Source organism: Synechococcus sp. MIT S9508 (genome assembly GCF_047303045.1).
Taxonomy (GTDB): Bacteria; Cyanobacteriota; Cyanobacteriia; order PCC-6307; family Cyanobiaceae; genus Synechococcus_C.
In genome coordinates, this window is the sequence record NZ_CP138941.1 from 1,306,138 (window position 1) to 1,323,377 (window position 17,240).

The 17,240-nt window shown below is 58.6% G+C and carries 21 protein-coding genes; 11 read left to right on the plus strand and 10 right to left on the minus strand.

The features are described 5' to 3' along the window. Positions 1 to 3 precede the first annotated feature (3 nt). Together argB and SIB42_RS06845 are read right to left on the minus strand one after the other, a co-directional pair. On the minus strand, positions 4 to 861 hold the full coding sequence (argB, locus tag SIB42_RS06840) for an acetylglutamate kinase (protein WP_067092879.1): 858 nt from the start codon (positions 859 to 861) through the stop codon (positions 4 to 6). After that, positions 854 to 1,438, minus strand: coding sequence for a DUF2854 domain-containing protein (locus SIB42_RS06845; protein WP_067092880.1), 585 nt, complete (start codon positions 1,436 to 1,438; stop codon positions 854 to 856). Before SIB42_RS06845 ends, argB begins: the two co-directional genes overlap by 8 nt. Before the next feature lie 107 nt (positions 1,439 to 1,545). On the opposite strand from SIB42_RS06845, the gene SIB42_RS06850 reads away from it, so the two are divergent. Continuing rightward, positions 1,546 to 1,725 (plus strand): hypothetical protein, encoded by a 180-nt coding sequence (locus SIB42_RS06850; protein WP_067093135.1) that lies wholly within the window; start codon positions 1,546 to 1,548, stop codon positions 1,723 to 1,725. 17 nt (positions 1,726 to 1,742) lie between these two features. On the opposite strand, the gene SIB42_RS06855 is transcribed toward SIB42_RS06850, so the two are convergent. Continuing rightward, on the minus strand, positions 1,743 to 2,195 hold the full coding sequence (locus tag SIB42_RS06855) for a single-stranded DNA-binding protein (protein ID WP_067092881.1): 453 nt from the start codon (positions 2,193 to 2,195) through the stop codon (positions 1,743 to 1,745). A gap of 14 nt (positions 2,196 to 2,209) precedes the next feature. Between SIB42_RS06855 and SIB42_RS06860 the strand changes: the two genes are divergently transcribed. Both SIB42_RS06860 and cutA read left to right on the plus strand, forming a co-directional pair. Beyond that, the gene (locus SIB42_RS06860) at positions 2,210 to 3,049 is read left to right on the plus strand and encodes a precorrin-6A/cobalt-precorrin-6A reductase (RefSeq protein WP_082824966.1); all 840 of its coding nucleotides are present in this window, start codon (positions 2,210 to 2,212) and stop codon (positions 3,047 to 3,049) included. Continuing rightward, positions 3,009 to 3,380, plus strand: coding sequence for a divalent-cation tolerance protein CutA (cutA, locus tag SIB42_RS06865; RefSeq protein WP_231856296.1), 372 nt, complete (start codon positions 3,009 to 3,011; stop codon positions 3,378 to 3,380). The genes SIB42_RS06860 and cutA overlap by 41 nt, the downstream gene beginning before the upstream one ends. Here the strand turns inward: cutA and SIB42_RS06870 are convergent. The 4 genes from SIB42_RS06870 to SIB42_RS06885 all read right to left on the minus strand — a co-directional run bounded on the left by SIB42_RS06870 (position 3,316) and on the right by SIB42_RS06885 (position 8,075). Continuing rightward, the gene (locus SIB42_RS06870) at positions 3,316 to 4,329 is read right to left on the minus strand and encodes an adenosine kinase (RefSeq protein WP_067092883.1); all 1,014 of its coding nucleotides are present in this window, start codon (positions 4,327 to 4,329) and stop codon (positions 3,316 to 3,318) included. The genes cutA and SIB42_RS06870 overlap by 65 nt on opposite strands. A 53-nt stretch (positions 4,330 to 4,382) precedes the next feature. Then, positions 4,383 to 5,702 carry an adenylosuccinate synthase gene (locus SIB42_RS06875; protein WP_186988870.1) on the minus strand — a complete coding sequence of 440 codons (1,320 nt, stop codon included), beginning with the start codon at positions 5,700 to 5,702 and terminating at the stop codon, positions 4,383 to 4,385. A gap of 117 nt (positions 5,703 to 5,819) precedes the next feature. After that, a complete protein-coding gene (psb27, locus tag SIB42_RS06880) occupies positions 5,820 to 6,242 on the minus strand; it encodes a photosystem II protein Psb27 (RefSeq protein ID WP_067093137.1) in 423 nt (140 codons plus the stop codon). 42 nt (positions 6,243 to 6,284) lie between these two features. Next, complete coding sequence (locus tag SIB42_RS06885; protein ID WP_067092885.1) at positions 6,285 to 8,075, minus strand: proline--tRNA ligase; 1,791 nt, start codon at positions 8,073 to 8,075, stop codon at positions 6,285 to 6,287. A gap of 147 nt (positions 8,076 to 8,222) precedes the next feature. On the opposite strand from SIB42_RS06885, the gene SIB42_RS06890 reads away from it, so the two are divergent. The 5 genes from SIB42_RS06890 (at position 8,223) to SIB42_RS06910 (ending at position 10,341) form a co-directional block, all read left to right on the plus strand. Continuing rightward, complete coding sequence (locus SIB42_RS06890; RefSeq protein ID WP_067092886.1) at positions 8,223 to 8,687, plus strand: resolvase; 465 nt, start codon at positions 8,223 to 8,225, stop codon at positions 8,685 to 8,687. A gap of 141 nt (positions 8,688 to 8,828) precedes the next feature. Further along, a complete protein-coding gene (locus SIB42_RS06895; RefSeq protein ID WP_074160687.1) occupies positions 8,829 to 9,056 on the plus strand; it encodes a hypothetical protein in 228 nt (75 codons plus the stop codon). Continuing rightward, complete coding sequence (locus tag SIB42_RS06900) at positions 8,998 to 9,510, plus strand: inorganic diphosphatase (RefSeq protein WP_067092887.1); 513 nt, start codon at positions 8,998 to 9,000, stop codon at positions 9,508 to 9,510. The genes SIB42_RS06895 and SIB42_RS06900 overlap by 59 nt, the downstream gene beginning before the upstream one ends. Positions 9,511 to 9,619: 109 nt before the next feature. Beyond that, entirely contained in the window at positions 9,620 to 9,979 is a 360-nt protein-coding gene (locus tag SIB42_RS06905; RefSeq protein WP_067092888.1) for a 2Fe-2S iron-sulfur cluster-binding protein, read from the plus strand. Positions 9,980 to 9,981: 2 nt separating this feature from the next. Then, positions 9,982 to 10,341: a Spx/MgsR family RNA polymerase-binding regulatory protein gene (locus SIB42_RS06910; RefSeq protein WP_067092889.1), complete on the plus strand. Its 360-nt coding sequence runs from the start codon at positions 9,982 to 9,984 to the stop codon at positions 10,339 to 10,341. Here the strand turns inward: SIB42_RS06910 and SIB42_RS06915 are convergent. Beyond that, complete coding sequence (locus SIB42_RS06915) at positions 10,304 to 11,809, minus strand: hypothetical protein (protein ID WP_067092890.1); 1,506 nt, start codon at positions 11,807 to 11,809, stop codon at positions 10,304 to 10,306. The genes SIB42_RS06910 and SIB42_RS06915 overlap by 38 nt on opposite strands. A gap of 82 nt (positions 11,810 to 11,891) precedes the next feature. Between SIB42_RS06915 and lepB the strand changes: the two genes are divergently transcribed. Beyond that, positions 11,892 to 12,623: a signal peptidase I gene (gene lepB, locus SIB42_RS06920; protein ID WP_067092891.1), complete on the plus strand. Its 732-nt coding sequence runs from the start codon at positions 11,892 to 11,894 to the stop codon at positions 12,621 to 12,623. Here lepB and SIB42_RS06925 read toward each other — a convergent pair. Both SIB42_RS06925 and SIB42_RS06930 read right to left on the minus strand, forming a co-directional pair. Further along, entirely contained in the window at positions 12,595 to 13,875 is a 1,281-nt protein-coding gene (locus SIB42_RS06925; protein WP_067092892.1) for a hypothetical protein, read from the minus strand. The genes lepB and SIB42_RS06925 overlap by 29 nt on opposite strands. A 10-nt stretch (positions 13,876 to 13,885) precedes the next feature. Further along, positions 13,886 to 15,214 (minus strand): histidine phosphatase family protein, encoded by a 1,329-nt coding sequence (locus SIB42_RS06930; protein ID WP_197459834.1) that lies wholly within the window; start codon positions 15,212 to 15,214, stop codon positions 13,886 to 13,888. A gap of 108 nt (positions 15,215 to 15,322) precedes the next feature. Between SIB42_RS06930 and SIB42_RS06935 the strand changes: the two genes are divergently transcribed. Together SIB42_RS06935 and SIB42_RS06940 are read left to right on the plus strand one after the other, a co-directional pair. After that, positions 15,323 to 16,699 (plus strand): CPBP family intramembrane glutamic endopeptidase, encoded by a 1,377-nt coding sequence (locus SIB42_RS06935; RefSeq protein ID WP_413327693.1) that lies wholly within the window; start codon positions 15,323 to 15,325, stop codon positions 16,697 to 16,699. A gap of 83 nt (positions 16,700 to 16,782) precedes the next feature. After that, positions 16,783 to 17,238: a hypothetical protein gene (locus tag SIB42_RS06940; RefSeq protein WP_067093138.1), complete on the plus strand. Its 456-nt coding sequence runs from the start codon at positions 16,783 to 16,785 to the stop codon at positions 17,236 to 17,238. Positions 17,239 to 17,240 lie beyond the last annotated feature (2 nt).

Below are 17,240 nucleotides of genomic sequence, written 5' to 3' on the forward strand. Positions count from 1 at the left end.
CCCTCAGCTGCGTCCCACCACCATGGTGCCGATGCCTGCATCGGTGAACACTTCCAGCAGCAGGGCATGGGCGACGCGCCCATCCACGATGTGGGCAGCGGAAACTCCCTGGGCGAGTGCTCTGATGCAGCATTCGGTCTTAGGTGTCATCCCCCCGGCCACCACGCCCTCGTGAATCAACTGCCTGGCTTCTGAAAGCTTCAGCTGACGGATCAGAGACCCTGGATCCTCTCGGTTGCGCAGGATGCCTGGAGTATCGGTCAGCAAGATCAGCTTTTCGGCTTGCAGGGAGGCAGCAACTTCGCCAGCCACCGTGTCGGCGTTGATGTTGTGGGCCACTCCATCGGGATTGGCGGCCACACTGGAGATCACGGGCACATAACCGCGTTCCAGCAGGGCTTCGAGCACGTCGGGGTTGACCTTGGCCACATCGCCGACCATCCCGTGGCTGCCATCTCCCCAGGCGCGGGCTTCAACCAGACTGCCGTCACTGCCGCTCAGGCCGACCGCTTTGGCGCCAAGTCGGTTGAGTCCATTCACGATCTGTTTGTTGACTCGCCCGACCAGGACCATTTCCACCACGTCCATAGTTTCAGGGTCGGTCACACGCAAACCGTCTTTGAATTCCGGCGCGATGGCCAGTCGCTTCAACCAGTGATTGATCTCTGGACCACCGCCGTGCACAACAACCGGCTGAACTCCGACACTGCAGAGCAACGCCAGGTCTCTGAATACGGCGGATTGCAGTTCGGAATGGGCCATGGCTGCACCGCCGTACTTGACCACGATCCTGCGGCCTGCGAATCGCTGGATATACGGAAGAGCCTCACTCAGAACAGAGACCCTGAGGGCATCATCCATTCGCCACTTCTCCGGACTCACCTTGCTGATCCGATGTCGAAACACCCACTGGCAGAAGCAGCAAATCCAGTCGGTCTCCACTCAGAGGTTTGATGGTTGCCTCGAGGCCCTTGGCAAAAAAGCGGCTCAGTCGGTCTCTTCGCTCCTGCCAGATCTCAAGAGGAACGGCCTCGCAGGCGAAACGCAATCGCAGTCCGTAATGACCGCTTTGCATGATCTCCTCAATCTCCAGCAGCTGAGGAGGGTTGTCTTCATCCCAGAGCTTGAGAGATTCCAGAGAGCTTTCCAGATGGGCTTTCTGGCCATAGCGCCAACGCGTGACATCGCCGAGAAGTTTTCCCAGTTCTGGAGTGGCAGCCTGACGTTCTCCTTTGAATTGCGCTTTTGGCGTGACGCGCTTGGCCGGTGGTAATTCCGATGACTTCAAGGCCAGTCCACCCAGCAGGATCGGAATGCCGTAAAAAATTGTCGGAAGGCTCAAGTTGGCGGCGCCGGTCCCGTAGGCCACAGCACCCACCACGGTGAGCACACCTCCGGCGATGGTGACCAGGCTTCCTGGCGAGAGCAGATCGTTCATGCGGCATTGGAAGTGGCGCCATTCTGACCGTGCGGGGTTCAGGATGGATGGGCCTGCGGCCGCAGTTGATGGACAGCACCCGAGCGCAAGACCAGGATCAGAACGCAATGGACGATGCAACGGCGCTGATTCAGCAGCTTGAGCAGGACAGGGCCTGGTTGCTGGAACAGATTGACCGGGGGCGATGGCAGGAATTCCGCCTGGACCTGGCCGCACTCGAGCGTGAGCTGGGCCAGCTGTTACAGCGTGCCTCAGAGCATTTCAGCTACGGCGCCGATCAGCGCTGAACAGAATTTGCTGTGGTTCAGAACGGGATGTCATCTGTGTCTGGAACCAACGGCGCGGCATTCCACTGCGCTGCAGGCTCTTGCGCAGCTGTGGGCGCAGCAGCAGCTTCAGTCCTTTTCGCAGGAGCTGACGCTGCAGGTTGGGCTGGAGCTGTGGAGCCTGCACCATCCGACACCGGGTGCAGCCTGGCGAGTGTGAATTCAGCGCGTTTTTCCTTGGTACCGTCCTGACGGGGCACCGTGTTCATCCGAAGCCTGCCCTCGATCAGTAGGCGCTGGCCGACCTGCACGCGATTTTGCAGATCCTGGGCAAGATTGCCCCATCCCACCACCTTCAGTTGACCTCTGGGATCATCGGGACGCAACGCATCAAAACCAACCTCCATTTCAGCGATTGGTGTCTGATTGTCTTGGGTGTATCGCAGGGTGGGAGCCTGAAGAACATCCACCTCAAGTACGCAGTGATTCATCCTCGGCCTGGTCGGTGAGCGCCATCTTGATGCACCGCTGGCGGAATCGCCAGAACCATGTGCTGGTCTTTGCCGGAACCGGCGAAGGACCAGGAATCGCGAGGACTCTGCAGGAGTCTGGTCATCGCGTCAGTATCAGTGTTGTCAGTGCAGCTGCGGCAAGGGCTTATGCCGGCATTCATCTGGATGACCTGCATGTGGGGCCATTCCCATCTCAAGACCCTCTCGAGCAACACCTGGCGGCGAGGGGTGTGACATTGGTCCTGGACGCGACCCATCCCTTCGCTCTGCAGATCAGTGCTCAACTCCAGTTGGCCTGCTCCAGGTGCAATCTGCCGCTGCTTCGATTCGAACGGCCTGACCACGCCGTGTCGGATGAATCACTGCTCGCAACAGTCAGTGATCTCTCTGACTGTGCTCTTGCGGGCCACCATCTGCTTCTTGCCGTAGGCGCGCGGCAGCTGGCCGCCGCAGCGACGGCAGCCAGGCTGGCAGGAGCCTTGGTTCATGCCAGGGTCCTGCCCACACCTGAAGCCGTACGCCAGGCTGGTCTTGCGGGCTTGTCTGGCGAACGGCTGGCTGTGTTGAGGCCTGGGACCGGTGATCGCACTGGGGGGTTGGAAGCGGCACTCTGCCGTCGCTGGCAGATCAGCGATGTGCTTTGTCGTCAGTCGGGTGGAGCTGCGGATCAACTCTGGAGTGATCTGGCCCGTCGCCAGTCCATTCGGCTCTGGAAGCTGAAACGACCCAACCCGATGCCTGGAGTTGACGTTGTTCATAGCGTGAAGCAGTTGTGTCGACAGCTGGATGCCCATGTCAACGGACCTGAGAGTGGTCCTCACCACGGAGGCTGATCAGATCAAGGCCGATGCGCTTGCTGAGCAATTGATCACCCGTCGGTTGGCTGCTTGTATCACCTCGATGCCAGTGCAGTCCTGCTACCGCTGGCAGGGGAAGATTGAGCGTGCGCAGGAAGTGCAGTTGCTGATCAAGACAAGCTCTGATCGCCTGGAAGAGCTGCTTTCAGCTCTGGAGGCACTGCACAGCCACGACACTCCCGAAATTCTCCAGATGGCCGCACAGGCTGGAGCTGCCTATGCGGCGTGGGCGCTGGGTGCTGTCAGTCCAGATGCTGCTTCTGCAGCTCTGGAAGCGAGACCTGGGAACGAGCACCCAGCTGGGTGACGATCTGACCGGCACACAGTGCTCCCAGCTGACCGCAGCGCTCCAGTGAATGGCCCTGGGTGAAGGCATGCAGAAATCCTCCGGCGTAGAGATCACCGGCACCAGTGGTGTCAACCAGTTCGCCGAGTCCGTAGGTTCCGATGTCCCAGCGCTGATCGCCGCTGAGAACAACGGATCCGTCGCTTCCGCGTGTCACCGCCGTCACCGAGCAACAACCGCGGACCTTCTCGATTGCGGTGTCGAAGTCTTCGGTTTGGTAGAGGGATTTGATCTCCACTTCATTGGCGAATAGCACATCGACATGACCGTTCACCAGCTCGAGAAAGCTTTCTCTGTGGCGATCCACGCAGAAGCCATCGGAGAGGGATAGCGCGACTTTCCCGCCGGCGGCACGGCAAGCCTCCGCGGCCGCAATGAAGGCCCTTTTGGCTGCAGGGCTGTCCCAGAGGTAGCCCTCGAGGTAGAGCACTTTCGTCTCCTTGACCATGGAAAGGTCGAGATCCTCCGGCTCAAGCTGAGTTGATGCACCGAGGAAGGTGCACATCGTGCGCTCTGCGTCCGGTGTCACATAAATGAGACAGCGTGCGGTGGTCGCGCCTTTGGTGGCGGAGGGGGTCTCAAATCGAGTGCCTACGGCACGAATGTCGTGGCTGAAGATCGATCCAAGCTGGTCATCTCGCACCCGACCGATGAACCCGGTTCGGCCGCCAAGCTGAGCGATACCGACCATGGTGTTGGCGACCGATCCGCCGGAGGTTTCCAGTCCAGGACCACTGGACTTGTAAAGAGCTTCTGCCTGCTGTTCATCGATCAGGCACATTCCTCCTTTCTGCAGTCCGTGCTCACTGAGAAAACCGTCTTTTGTCTGGACCAGTACATCCACGATGGCGTTGCCGATTCCCACCACATCCAGGGACGCGTTGGGCTGGAAACGGGAGGAATCGGCCATGAACAAACTGGTATTGACTGCGGCAGTCTTACGCCTGATGGGCTCTGCCGGAATCAGGCACTGAGCAGTGCCCGTTTTGGACCGTGGATTGGATCCTCAACAACGATGGTCTGATCCCGACCGGCACCCAGTGACACGATGGCGATTGGAACCTCCATCAGATCGGCCAGGAAGCGCAGGTACGCCATGGCTTTCTCGGGGAGATCCTCAAGGGTGCGGCATTCAGCTGTTGAACATTGCCAGCCCGGTAGCGTTTCGAAAATCGGTTGACAGCGGGCGAACGCCTCTGCACAGGAAGGGAAGTATTCGATCCTTTCCCCATCCAGTTCATAGGCCACACAAACCTGAAGTTCGTCGAGTTCGTCCAGCACATCGAGCTTGGTGACGGCCAGGCAATCAAGGCCGTTCACGCCAACGGCGTAGCGTCCGATCACACCGTCAAACCAACCACAGCGGCGGCGGCGGCCGGTGGTGGTGCCGAACTCACCACCTCGGTCGCAGAGATGATCATTGAGGCTGCCATCGAGTTCGGTGGGGAATGGCCCTTCCCCAACTCTGGTCGTGTAGGCCTTGGCCACACCGATCACTCGGTCGATCAGGGTCGGACCCACGCCAGCCCCAATGCAGGCCCCGCCTGACACAGGGTTGGAAGACGTCACATAGGGATAAGTGCCGTGGTCAAGGTCGAGCAGCGTTCCTTGTGCGCCCTCGAACAGAATGTTTTTGCGACCGCGTGCTGCCTTGTGAATCTCGCGGGTGCAGTCCACCACATGGGGAGCCAGCCGTTTGCCGTAGGCCAGATATTCACTGATCACCGCTTCCGCATCGAGCGGTTCCATGTCATAGATGGTCTGCAGAAGCTGGTTCTTCTCCTTCAGTGGGCCTTCAAGGCGGTCACGCAGACGTGCTTCGTCGAGAAGATCGATGACCCGTATGCCGCTTCTCTGAGATTTATCCGCGTAGGTGGGACCGATGCCCCGTCCAGTGGTGCCGATGCGTCGATCGCCGCGCTGCTTCTCCATCGCCTGGTCGAGCAGGCGGTGGTAGGGCATGGTCACATGCGCCGTGGAGGAGAGCTTCAGCCCAGCGATGTCGATCCCGTTCTCGATCAACATGTCGAGTTCGCCAAGCATCACTTTGGGATCGACGACGGTCCCTGAACCGATGAGACAAACGGTATCGGGATACAGAATTCCAGAGGGAATCAGGTGAAGCTTCAGAACCTGATCGTCCACAACGATGGTGTGGCCAGCGTTGACTCCGCCCTGATAGCGAACAACGACATCAGCGGAACGGCTGAGGAGATCTGTGATCTTTCCCTTCCCTTCGTCACCCCACTGCGCACCGATGACGACAACATTGGCCAAAGACACCGCGGCCCGAAGCCGCCATTCTGCACAATCCGGAACTCTCTCAGATTCACCTGCCTGAGGTCAAAGAGAGTTGCGAAATTGTGATTGGATTATGAAACGCCTCCCGGATTGAAGTGGTCAGGTGCCTCGGAGAGCGGATTTCTCGGCTTTGCTCAACTCCTTTTCAACACGAGTCCGCAGTGCTTCCGGTACCGGACGGTTGGTGTAGGTGTTGTAGTGACCTTGCAGAGAATTCAGGGCTGTCTGCATGGTGGTGAAGGAGCTGAGGCCATTGATCCGGGGCCTTGGTCGATACCTCGACATGTAGTCATTAATGAGATCATGTGCTGCCTGCTCCGACTCCTGTAACCCTTCAGCATCAGAGGGGAGTGCAAGCGTGGTCTGCAGCGACTGAACCACAGCCACTGTGTCTTCGACGTAATCGCCAGTCATCGTTGAAATGCTGTCGCTACAGGCGGATAGCATCAGGGTCAGGCCAAGGCATAGGGCCAAAGTGAACCCCCTGAGTTGGCGGCTGAGGCGTTGCAGCTCTATTCGCATGGCAGGAAAATTTTGGTGAACTTTAAGGCGAAGCATCGCTCGCTAGACCATGGGGCGAGCTTGGACGGCCTTGAGCACATGGGTCAATGCGTCCTGATGCGACATGGTGCTGTTTGAGCGGGTGGAGCGCTCCACCACTTCGACCCGTCCGGCTTCGGCTTCGCGACCGACAACGACCCGCCAGGGGATTCCAATCAGATCGGCGTCTTTGAATTTGACTCCGGCACGTTCGCTGCGGTCATCCAGGAGGGCATCAACTCCTGCAGATTGCAGCGATCCGTAGAGAGACTCTCCTAGGGCCAGCTGTGTCGCGTCCTGCACGTTCGCGACAACAACGATGACCTGGAAGGGCGCAATGCTCACTGGCCAGCAGATCCCCGCGTCATCGTGATGCTGTTCCACTGCCGCTTGGGCGAGGCGAGAGATGCCAATGCCGTAGCAGCCCATCAGCAGCGACGCTTGTTTGCCCTCTTTGTCGGTGAAGCAGGCCTCGAGCGCGTCGGAGTATTTGCTGCCGAGCTGGAAGATGTGGCCCACTTCAATGCCCCTCCGCTCCTCAAGGATCTGCTCCTGGTTGTGGAGAGACCGATCTCCGGCTCTGGCATTGCGCAGATCAGCTTGGATCTGAGCGGGCATGGAGCTCCACGTCGCTCCCCAGCGATGCTGATCGGCGTTGTTGGCGCCACAGACGAAGCGCTCAAGATCCAGGGCGGTTGGGTCGGCCAGGCGTTCAAATCGGGTTTCCCAGCTTCGCGACTCCTTCAGTGTGCTGTCGGCAAGATCGGGCCCGATCGAGCCGAAGGGCAGTGATGCAAGACCCTGCTTCCGGAGTTGCTCTGGGTTGATCGGTGCAATCTCCAGTGCGGAGGAACCCATCCGCTGGGTCACGGCATTCGTCAACTTGACGTCATTCAGCTCCTGGTCTCCTCGCAGGCTGACCAGCAACGGTTGCTCTCGACCATCCTCGAGGCGGGCCAGCAGCACCAGAACCTTGACGGTCTGAGATGGGGAGAGGTCGTTGGCAGAGCAGAGGTCCTCAATCGTTGCCTGTCCAGGCGTGTCAAGGCTTCGTTCCTCGCCAGGAGGCAGTGCTTCTGCTGGGCACGGATGTGACACCGCTTTCTCTTGATTGGCGGCATAGCTCCCATCTGGCGTGGAGAGAATCAGGTCCTCGCCCGCATTCGCCATCACCATGAATTCCTGGGACGCAGCTCCTCCAATGGCGCCGCTGTCGGCATCTACTCCCACGGCGTTGAGACCGCACCGCTTGAAGATGCGGGCATAGGCCCCGGCCATCAGTGCATAGGTCTGCTCCAGATCCGCTTCGTCGGCATGGAAGGAGTAGGCGTCCTTCATGATGAATTCCCGACTGCGCATCAGCCCGAAACGGGGCCTGATCTCGTCGCGGAATTTGGTCTGAATCTGATAAAGCGTGACGGGCAGCTGTTTGTAGGAGCGCAGCAGCTCCCCAGCGAGCTCCGTGACGACTTCCTCATGTGTGGGGCCGAGGCCCACGCTTCGGCCCTGGCGATCCTCCAGGTGGAACATGATGCCCTCGCCGGCGGTGTAGCCCTGCCATCGACCGCTGCGTTCCCATGGTTCGGCGGGTTGGAGCTGGGGAAGCAGCGTCTCAAGTGCACCGAGGCTGTCAAGCTCGTCACGAACAATCGTGCTGATTTTGCTCAGCACCCGCCACATCAAGGGGAGGTAGGCATAGATGCCTGGTCCAACGCGTCTGATGTAACCACCTCGAACAAGCAATTGATGAGACGGGATTTCAGCGTCAGCGGGCACGTTCCTTAACGTCACCAGCGACAGGCGGGAGACGCGCATGACAGGAATTTATAGAGGGGGTCAGGAAGCTATCACCGCCAAGAAAACGGTCGATCGAGGAACTGTCACTTTTGCTGTGATCGATGCTGGCGTCCTGAGTCTCAGCTGCTATGGTCTGCCAAATCCAAGCTGTCCCAGCGCTGTCTCATGTTTCCTCGGTCGTTAGACGTTTCAGTGCCGGCCGTGAGTGAATCTTCGGATTTTCGGAATGATGCTGCGGCTGTTCTTTCTCAGTCGGATGCGTTGGTTGGAATCGACGATGTTCAGAAGTCGTTGAATCGATCGCGTGCATCTGTGTATCGCTACACCAACACCGATCCGCGCAACCTCAACCCTGTTTTTAATCCCCGCAAGCTCAATCCTGAATACAGAAGCGATCAGAAAGATCCGCTTCTGTTTCATCCCAACGAGGTTGCTCGATTTGCCAAGGATGTCTTGCGGATCAAAGAGGTCACCGTTGAGGTTCTCAACTCACCCTCCACGGCTACGCAGCAAGTGCTTGGAGCAATTCTCGATGAGTTGCGACTGATCAGGGCCCGCCTTGATGGCCTCCCTGAAGCTCCATCTGATCTTGCCTCCCGTCGTGATCGGCAGGATCGTCCTGCTGCATAAGCCTTGCAGTGATGTCAGAATGCAGAAGAGTTTTGATTCTTCGGATTCACAGCTCAATCTCCCTATAAGGCCGTCTTCGGACGTCCTGAATGACTTCTGAGCACTTTGCATGAAGTCTGGGATGTCCCCGACCACCACTGAATGGACCCTGAGCCTGCCCCCAAACACCCTGCGCATGCAGCGCAGTTCGTGGCCATCCCCGCTCTTGCTGTTCTCGGGTTCACTCTCGCCGTTACAGGGCTAGGCATTCCATTGGCCGCTGTGCTGACCGATCGCCCCACCCACTCCTCCGTCACTGTTCAGGAGAGTTATGGATCTCAGGGCTCTTACCCCATCTCCGTCTCCAGGACTGGTGAATCTGATCGTTGAGATCCCAGCGGGAAGCAGCAACAAGTACGAATACTTTGAAGAAGCTGGGGTCATGGCCCTCGACCGAGTTTTGCATTCATCGGTCAGATATCCATTTGATTACGGCTTTATCCCCAACACCCTGGCTGAGGATGGATCGCCTCTTGATGCCATGGTGATCATGGCGGAACCCACCTTCGCTGGATGTCTGATTCAGGCAAGACCGATTGGGGTGCTTGATATGACCGATATGGGCCATTACGACGGCAAAATTCTTTGTGTGCCTGTTGCTGACCCACGTCAGCAGGCCATTCAGAGCATTGTTCAGATCGCGCCGAGTCAGCTTGAGGACGTCGCTGAATTTTTTCGCACTTACAAAAACATGGAAGGTCGTGTGACCGAGATCGGCGGTTGGCGCGACGTGGATGCGGTTCAGCCCCTTCTGGAGACCTGCGTTCAGGCGGCTTCCGCCTGATCAGTCATCGATTCAGAATGAACACCTCGCTCTGCAGAGGTTGGCGGCAAAATCCTCGGTTGCCACCATGAGGCTTGTAAATTAAGCGACACTTTGATGTAAAAGATCCGTGCCCACCATCCGTTTTGAGCAGGAAGGCCAGCAAATTGGCTGTATTGAGGGTGCCAACCTGCGCAAAGCGGCTCTCTCGGCTGGTGTCAACCCTTACAAAGGTCTGAACAACCTCAACAATTGCGGTGGTGTTGGTCAATGCGGCACTTGCGTCGTCGAAGTTCTTGAGGGAGCTCAGAACCTTTCCCCTCTCAGTGATGTTGAAGAGGTTTATCTGGCGGATCGACCAGCCAATTACCGCCTCAGCTGCCGCACGACGGTGAACGGTGATGTGACCATCCGTTCACGTCCCGGCGATGGAGTTGGTCAAGGCTCCAACAGCCTTATTGGTGCTGTGAAAAGCCTGCTGAACCAATAATTGTGGCCGGTTTCACAGTCTTCAGTTATTCCCGTTGCAGCACTTGCCGCAAAGCGCTTTTGTGGCTTGAGAATGAAGGGCTCGAATACGAGGTGATCGACATCACGCTCGTTCCTCCTTCATCTGATCTTCTGCATCAGGCTTATCGGCAGTTTGGCCAGGTCAAGCCCTTGTTCAACACCAGTGGACAGAGCTACAGGGCCCTTGGTGCTGATGCGGTCAAAGCCATGACCGATGATCAGGCCCTTCAAGCATTGGCTGCCGATGGAAAGCTGATCAAGCGTCCTTTTGTGCAATGCCCGGACGGTCGATTTCTGGTTGGCTTCAAGCCCGAGGCTTGGTCTGAGCTGCTTCTGAACTGAAGTTCAATCCATCGAGCTCTGTGATCAGTTCATCGACATCCTTTTGGAACCTCAGTTGATTCATGCTGTTTCTCTTGAAATCTTCGAGAAATGCCGCCACGAGTTCTTGGCTGCGTTCAAGAACTGGACCCTGCTCAAGAGTTTTCGCTAGTTCCTCCCAGAATCGGTCGATGGTCTGAATTCCCAGTTCCTGAAGCACCGGATCCTTCTGTGCAAAACGATCGCCTGCGTTGCGGGAGAGATTCAACAGAGAGTCAACGAGGCCTGTCGAGAGCTGAAGGCTGAGCTGATGTTCGGCTTTGTCAATCCCAGGCAGTGCTCGCAGCGGCGTTGGGATTGCTTTGTCTTCAAGGTTGCGTCGCAGAGCATGACTCACCAGGGCCACAAGCTGGGGTCGCATGCCTGGCCCGACCTGGGTCAACACCAATGGAAGCCAGAGGCGCAGCAGTTCAGCGAGCTCCCTTTCCCCCTCCGATTCGATGCTCTGATGGCTGCAGAGACGACGGATCTTGTCGGGCCAATGGGGTGAGCGCACCGCATCCTGCGCAGCATCAAGGATGCGCAGTGTGATCACTTCGAACAACTCGAGAGCGAGTACTGCGACCACGCCGCGGCTCACCGCGGCTCTCAGGGGTTCCAGTTGGATCATGCGTGTGCTGGACAGGCGCTCTGCAACGGGGACGACGCGCAGCAGCCTCCAGAACGGAATCAGCAGTGGCAAATCAATCCATCGACGCAGCAGTGCATCTCTCCAGGCGATGGCGGGATAGCGCTGCTTCAGCCGAATGGCGCGCAGCATGATGTCCAGCAGAAAGAGAATCTGGAAAGGAAGATCGATCCTCCATGACAGATCGATCGGCTGCCCGTTTTCATCCGTGCCGCGCCAGTAATTCGTGGAAGCAAGGGGAAGAATGTTGTTGCGCCAGAACCTTCGTTCCGCTGCCCATCGTTCATCCGTGAGATAGCGGTCTCCCAGTAGATGGGCGGCAGATTGTTTGGCTGAATCCATGCCTGCCCTGGCCCTCAGGCGACTTTTGAGTTTCTCCAGCGTTCCCGTTTTGTTGGAGCTGACAAAAGGGTTTTCATCGATCAGCTGACTGTTGCGCACCACCATTTCCAAACGCAGCTGCTTGGCTGCAGGGCTGTTGATACCACTGGCCGCGGCAGTGCGTTCCAAGCGCTGAAAATGTTGGATGTAGGCCTCAGTGTCTTGATGAGGCTCAATTCCCTTCACCGGGTCATACAAGGGTGTGATGTCAGGCAGCCAGGGCAGGGGAACTGCAAAGCTGATCGAAGGTAGGGGAAATAGAGTGCGCTGAAGCCAGAAGTTGCGCAGCGGCACATAGGTCATGTCGAAGACGACCCAGGCGAGGTTCAGAGCTGCAATCCCCGCGACCAGTCGGTCCCAGCCAAGCCAGAAGCGACGGCTTGCGGAGGGTTTCACACCTTGCCACCGAGGTCTGACCATGGGTGTGAGCGTTCTCAGCTGAGGCTAGGAGGCCATCGCCATCAGGCCTATCTTGGATTATCCAAGGTCAGCAAGGTTTCCGTTGCCAGACGCCCAGCACGACGCTTCGCCTTCACAAGCTGATTCTCCATCGGATTCGTCTGCGGCTCCCTCCAAGTCACAGGGCCAAAAAGGACATCCGTTCTGGGATTTCTGGGGGCCTGTGATCTTCACTCTGGCCCTGTATCTCGGGATCCGTCATTACGTGGCTGAAGCACGCTTCATCCCTTCCGGTTCGATGCTGCCTGGTCTGCAGATCCAGGACAGGCTGCTCGTGGAAAAACTCTCCTATGCCAGACGAGGGCCCAAGCGCGGCGAAATTGTGGTGTTCAACTCACCGCATGCTTTTGATCCAGCATTGAAAACCGCTGGATCTCCCCCCACCTTCCGCTGTGCCCTGGCCAACTTTCCTCTTCTGGGACTGATCCCCGGCCTGAGCCATCCTGCATGCGATGCCTACATCAAGCGGGTTGTCGCTGTGGGTGGAGACCAGGTCTCCGTGAACCCGCGAGGTGAAGTCCGCGTGAATGGAGATCCCGTGGATGAGCCCTATGTGACCAAGTATTGTCCTGTTGATGAACAAGGGATGAGCCTCTGCCGCACGCTGAATGTGACGGTGCCTGAAGGGCACGTGCTCGCGCTTGGTGACAACCGCAGCAACAGCTGGGATGGGCGCTATTGGCCAGGAGGTCCTTTCTTGCCTGAAGACCAAATCATTGGCCGAGCGCTCTGGCGGTTCTGGCCTCTCAATCGGCTGGGAACGCTGGGGTCCTGAGCCCGCATTGCACAACGCGTCCACTTAACGGCTGGTCGAGGCAGGGCTGATTGGCTGCCTTCGAAGCCCATGGATCTGATCGCGTGGGTCTCCAGGTCACATCGGGGTCAAACAGAATCCAGCGATTGCTTCCTTGTGTCAGACACTCCTCTTCAACCCCCAGGATTCGGGAGGGACCGAAGCTGAGCACGTCCCAGAGCCGTTCTGCTGTCCAGCCGCTCGACACCACAAGCGTTTGCCAGAGGGAGGGAAGCACGTGTTGATGACCGGCGATCCCACGTTGGCGCTGATCAGGAGGCAGCAGGCACTCTTCATCATCAAGCGGTGATGCATGGACAGCGATCGCCTGGATCAGGCCCTCGCTGAGGCCTTCGACCAGTGCCTCACGATCTGTTCTGTTGCCCAGGGACGGTGAAACAAACCATGAGGTTGCCGTGGCTGCACTGGAACTGTTACTCGTCAGCACGTGCCACCAGCTCACGGTCGCGGCAGGACGCAAGCTCATCTGCTTCAGCAGACCAACTCCTGCTGCGGTGGACAAACCCATCAGCGTCAGCTTGCGCTCTGGGTGCTCCTGTTGAAGCTGAGCGAGCTGGCTGAGGGGCAGTGTTTCGCTGCTGAGAGGATCGGTTGGCCAGCCAGCCCGTAGTGCTTCGGGGCCTTCCCGCAACAGGCCCTCCCCGCGCAGAACGGCATCAAGGGGTGGGATCAGAACAGGAGATACACCTGATTCTCCGAGGGTAAAGGCGCGGTCGAGCAAGGGGACCGGCGGCATGTTGTTGCCATCCGAGAGGCCAACGGCACCTGCCTCGATCAGATCGGCATGGGGAGTCAGTTGTTCGCCCTGACCGCCCTGGCTGAAGCCTCCCCAGAGATGGACAGCCACGTCACAGTCGGATCGCTCAAATCCGCGAAGTCGATCTGGCAGTTCCCGTCGGTTCCCTGATGCCTCAGGTAGCAAAGCAAGCTGTCCATAACCGCCTGCAGCGGCCGATCGCACCAGGCTTTCCAGAGTTTCGCCTGGGCCCTGGAACGGCTCCGGCAGCAGGGAATGAACATCGACCAGGCATGGAGCAAGCAGCTGATGTCCTGCAGCAGTCGAGCCGATTCCCGCTGTTCGAGCCGCTTCGCGGGCCTGGTCGCCGAATGCCTCGAGACGTCCCTCGCGCAGCAGGGCTGCACCCTTTTCCTGCAGCGGCTGGTCGGGCCCGACCAGCACCCTCACGGGGTCAAGCAGGATCATCTCGGTCATCAATTCAGTGTTAGAGCGCGCCGGCCGCCGTGCGATCAAGCACACCGCCGAGGTGGGAGGTGAGGTTCAGGCAGGCAACCACTGCAGGCTGGCCCGGTTCGGATGGCATGTCGACCACCGTGACGCCTCCGTTGCCCTGTTTGACGGCCCAGATGTCAGCAGGACTGAGCCCCAGCAGGTGGCAGAGGATTGTTTTATTCACAGCGTCATGGGCCACCACCAGGGCGGTTTCCGTGGCGTCGAGACTGGATGCAATGGCATTCCAGCTGTCAACGGAGCGATTCCAGACGTCTTGGATTGTTTCCCCTTCAGGCATCTGCACTGTGTCGGGTGAGCGTTTCCACTCCTCCAGCAGATCTCCCCAATCGGCGCTGATTTCTGATTCAAGCTTGCCCTCCCAGAGGCCATGACCGATTTCCATGAGTCCGTCCGTGAGCGTGATGGAGATACCTGGGTGAGATTTCAGGATGCCCTCAGCTGTCTCGCGTGGGCGTGACATTGAACTGCTGTAGGCCTTTTGCAAGGACACGTCTTGCAGAAAGCCCCTCGCAGCCTCCGCTTGAGCATGACCATTGCTGTTCAGAGGGATGTCGATCTGTCCTTGGAAGCGACCTTCTCGATTCCAGTTCGTTTCGCCATGTCGCACAAGGATGAGTCGTGATCCTCCGCCTTTGGCAGGAAGTGGAGGGTCGAGGTGCGCGGTGCTGTTCAGGCACTCGATCTGCACCTGATAGCCGTTTTCGCATGGGCTGAGATTGAAAATCGAGAGTGAGGCATTGTCGAGGCGGAGTCGACGGAAGCCCCGTTCCGGATCTCCCAGCAGGCTCACGATCAGGCAGCGCAGGATGGCGTTATGCCCCACCAGCAGCACGGTGTCATCGCTGTTCACGGGATGCCGCCTGACCAATTCCTCCAGGAAGCGTCGGGCCTGCTTCATCAACTCCTCGTAAGGGCGATAACGGCTCCCGTCCTTTCTGATTAACTCCAGAGCTTCCGGTTTCTGTTTCCAGGTGGCGAAGTCCTCTGGGAAGCGTTCCGAGCGTTCGGCCGCAGTCAGCCCACTCCACGGCTCGAGATCAATCTCCAGCAGGCCGTCATCGAAGCTTGGTTCCAGTCCGTCGTCCCGGCTCTCGAGGATTCCCGCCGCTGTGGATGCAGCCCGTTTCAGCGGAGAGCTGTAAACCGCCTGAACGGGGACATCGACAAGCGCCTGCCCGAGCCGGCGAGCCTGCTCCTGTCCTGAAGCAGTGAGTGTGGAGAGATCGTCTCGCCCCTGGATTCTCCGCTCCACATTGAAGCTGCTGAGACCGTGGCGAACGAGGAGAAGACGCAGGGGCACCGCTACATGCTGAAAGAGCGCCGCCATCGTATGAGCGTGCCCAGGGTGAACTCTTCATCGGCTGTGGCAGCGCTACCGACGAGAATTCAAGGCAATTGCCCGCTCTGTGTGACCAGCCCACCTTCCGGACGATCAACGGCGGCCTCGTCTTGGAAGGTGCTGCTTGCCATTTTGTCGCTGGTACTTGCTACCACGATCTGGGCCCTAGGGCTGGTGGACAGTTTCGCTAAACCCTCTGTTGCGCCTGCATTGTCGCTGGAGCAACAGGAACTGACGTTGCTGGCAGAACCGCAGATTGCCCCGCCTCTGCGACCCCTTCTGCTTGGAACAGATGCCTCCGATTCCCTGCTCAACAGCCTGCGGCAAATTCCGCTGGAGCGGTTGGATGACCGCCAGAAAATTTTGTTCACAGCCCTGGAGACGGATCCCGAGCATCGGCGCAGTCTCCAGCAATTGGATCTCCAATCCAGTGATCTGCGGCAGCTTCAGAGAGCGCTCGCGGAAGGCGATAAGCGCAATGTCTCAGCGGATGAGCGTTCCAGGCTGCTTCTCCTGACTGCCGACCCGCTAACCCGTCGACTCGCCTGTGAAGCACTGGGTGGTGACGAGGAGAGCTGTCTCGATCAGGCCTTGGCGACAAGGGCTGCCCGCCGGTTGGTGATCAGTGAGCTGCTTCCCCTGCTGGCCCTGCTGCTCGGTGGACTTTTGCTGTTGCGCCATCTATGGCAACTGCTGCGACGCCGACTGCCCTCCTGGCCAGCTCTGCTTGCCCCTCCTCTCAGGGTTCTGGACATGGTTCTGCTGGTGGCGGGCGGTTTTGTGGTGCTCGGTGAGGTGTTGATGCCTCTGTTGGTCATTCCGATCTCCTCGGCCTTCACGCGCGGTCTTTCTGCACCTCTGACGCAGGGCATCAATGTTTTTCTGGGTTATGTCGCCCTGGCGGTACCTCCCCTGCTGATCTTGCGTCAGCAGCTGGGGCAGCTGGACCGTGCACAGAGGCCTCCGCAAGGATGGCTGCAGTGGGGGATTCAGCCTGTTGCTAGGGCCCTGCTTCAGGGGGGGCGAGGCTGGCTGATGGTTTTGCCTCCCGTTGTTCTGACCGGTTGGTTGATCACTCGTGTGATCGGGGATCAGGGAGGCAGCAACCCATTGCTAGAGATCGTCCTCAAAAGTCAGGACCCCCTCGCCCTGTTGCTGCTGTCTCTCACGGCTGTGGTTCTGGCGCCGCTGTTTGAAGAAACCATCTTCCGCGGTGTGCTGTTGCCTGTGCTTGGACAGTCTCTAGGTCGATTGGGAGGCGTGCTCGTGAGTGCTCTGGTCTTTGCAATCGCTCATCTCAGCATCGGTGAACTGGCTCCGCTTTTGGTGCTCGGACTCGGCCTTGGCCTGCTCCGTCTCAGCACCGGCCGGCTGCTTCCCTGCGTGGTGATGCACGCACTCTGGAACGGCGTGACCTTCCTGAATCTCGTGTTGTTAGGGAGCTGAGCCAATCTTCAGTCCTGGTCAAGGTTTCAGGCTTGCGGTGTCCTCTCTCAGGTGGTTCACTGGCGCATTGATCAACCTTGTCCGTGGTCGCGGTTCCGCAGTCACAACCGTCTTCCGCGCAACGTCAGGCCTCAAGACGTCCGTTCGAGGTCATTCAGGGATCGCTCTCTGCACGTCGTGTTGCACGCAAGTCCCCTCTACTGGCCGGTTTACACCGCACGGCAGACGGCAGCCTGATTGGAGTCTTCGCGGCAGTTCTTCTCCTTAGTGGGCTCACGCTGCATTGGCAGCATCGGTGGACCCTCGCCTTCCGTCAGCTTGAGATGACCAGGGAGCAGGCCCATCGTCTGACCGAATCCACGGCCATGCTCGAACGTCATTTGTTGGAGCGCTCTCAGACCCCCAATCAGATGGTGCCCACCACGGTGGCCAATCTGGTGTATCTCGACCGTCCCTCATCGGCTTCTACTAAGCCAGGGATCGACCACCTGGCCATGCTCGGTTCGCTCATGAAGCGCACCATTCATCACGGCTACTGATT

Bases quoted from the DNA above. Each gene is read 5' to 3' on its own strand.
- SIB42_RS06895 (WP_074160687.1), top strand. From the start codon at position 8,829: ATGGACCCTGAGCCTGCCCCCAAACACCCTGCGCATGCAGCGCAGTTC.
- SIB42_RS06900 (WP_067092887.1), top strand. From the start codon at position 8,998: ATGGATCTCAGGGCTCTTACCCCATCTCCGTCTCCAGGACTGGTGAAT.
- SIB42_RS06885 (WP_067092885.1), bottom strand. From the start codon at position 8,075: ATGCGCGTCTCCCGCCTGTCGCTGGTGACGTTAAGGAACGTGCCCGCT.
- SIB42_RS06850 (WP_067093135.1), top strand. From the start codon at position 1,546: ATGGACGATGCAACGGCGCTGATTCAGCAGCTTGAGCAGGACAGGGCC.
- SIB42_RS06915 (WP_067092890.1), bottom strand. From the start codon at position 11,809: ATGGTCAGACCTCGGTGGCAAGGTGTGAAACCCTCCGCAAGCCGTCGC.
- SIB42_RS06855 (WP_067092881.1), bottom strand. From the start codon at position 2,195: ATGAATCACTGCGTACTTGAGGTGGATGTTCTTCAGGCTCCCACCCTG.
- SIB42_RS06845 (WP_067092880.1), bottom strand. From the start codon at position 1,438: ATGAACGATCTGCTCTCGCCAGGAAGCCTGGTCACCATCGCCGGAGGT.
- SIB42_RS06925 (WP_067092892.1), bottom strand. From the start codon at position 13,875: ATGACCGAGATGATCCTGCTTGACCCCGTGAGGGTGCTGGTCGGGCCC.
- SIB42_RS06890 (WP_067092886.1), top strand. From the start codon at position 8,223: ATGTTTCCTCGGTCGTTAGACGTTTCAGTGCCGGCCGTGAGTGAATCT.
- argB (WP_067092879.1), bottom strand. From the start codon at position 861: ATGGATGATGCCCTCAGGGTCTCTGTTCTGAGTGAGGCTCTTCCGTAT.
- SIB42_RS06870 (WP_067092883.1), bottom strand. From the start codon at position 4,329: ATGGCCGATTCCTCCCGTTTCCAGCCCAACGCGTCCCTGGATGTGGTG.
- cutA (WP_231856296.1), top strand. From the start codon at position 3,009: ATGTCAACGGACCTGAGAGTGGTCCTCACCACGGAGGCTGATCAGATC.
- psb27 (WP_067093137.1), bottom strand. From the start codon at position 6,242: ATGCGAATAGAGCTGCAACGCCTCAGCCGCCAACTCAGGGGGTTCACT.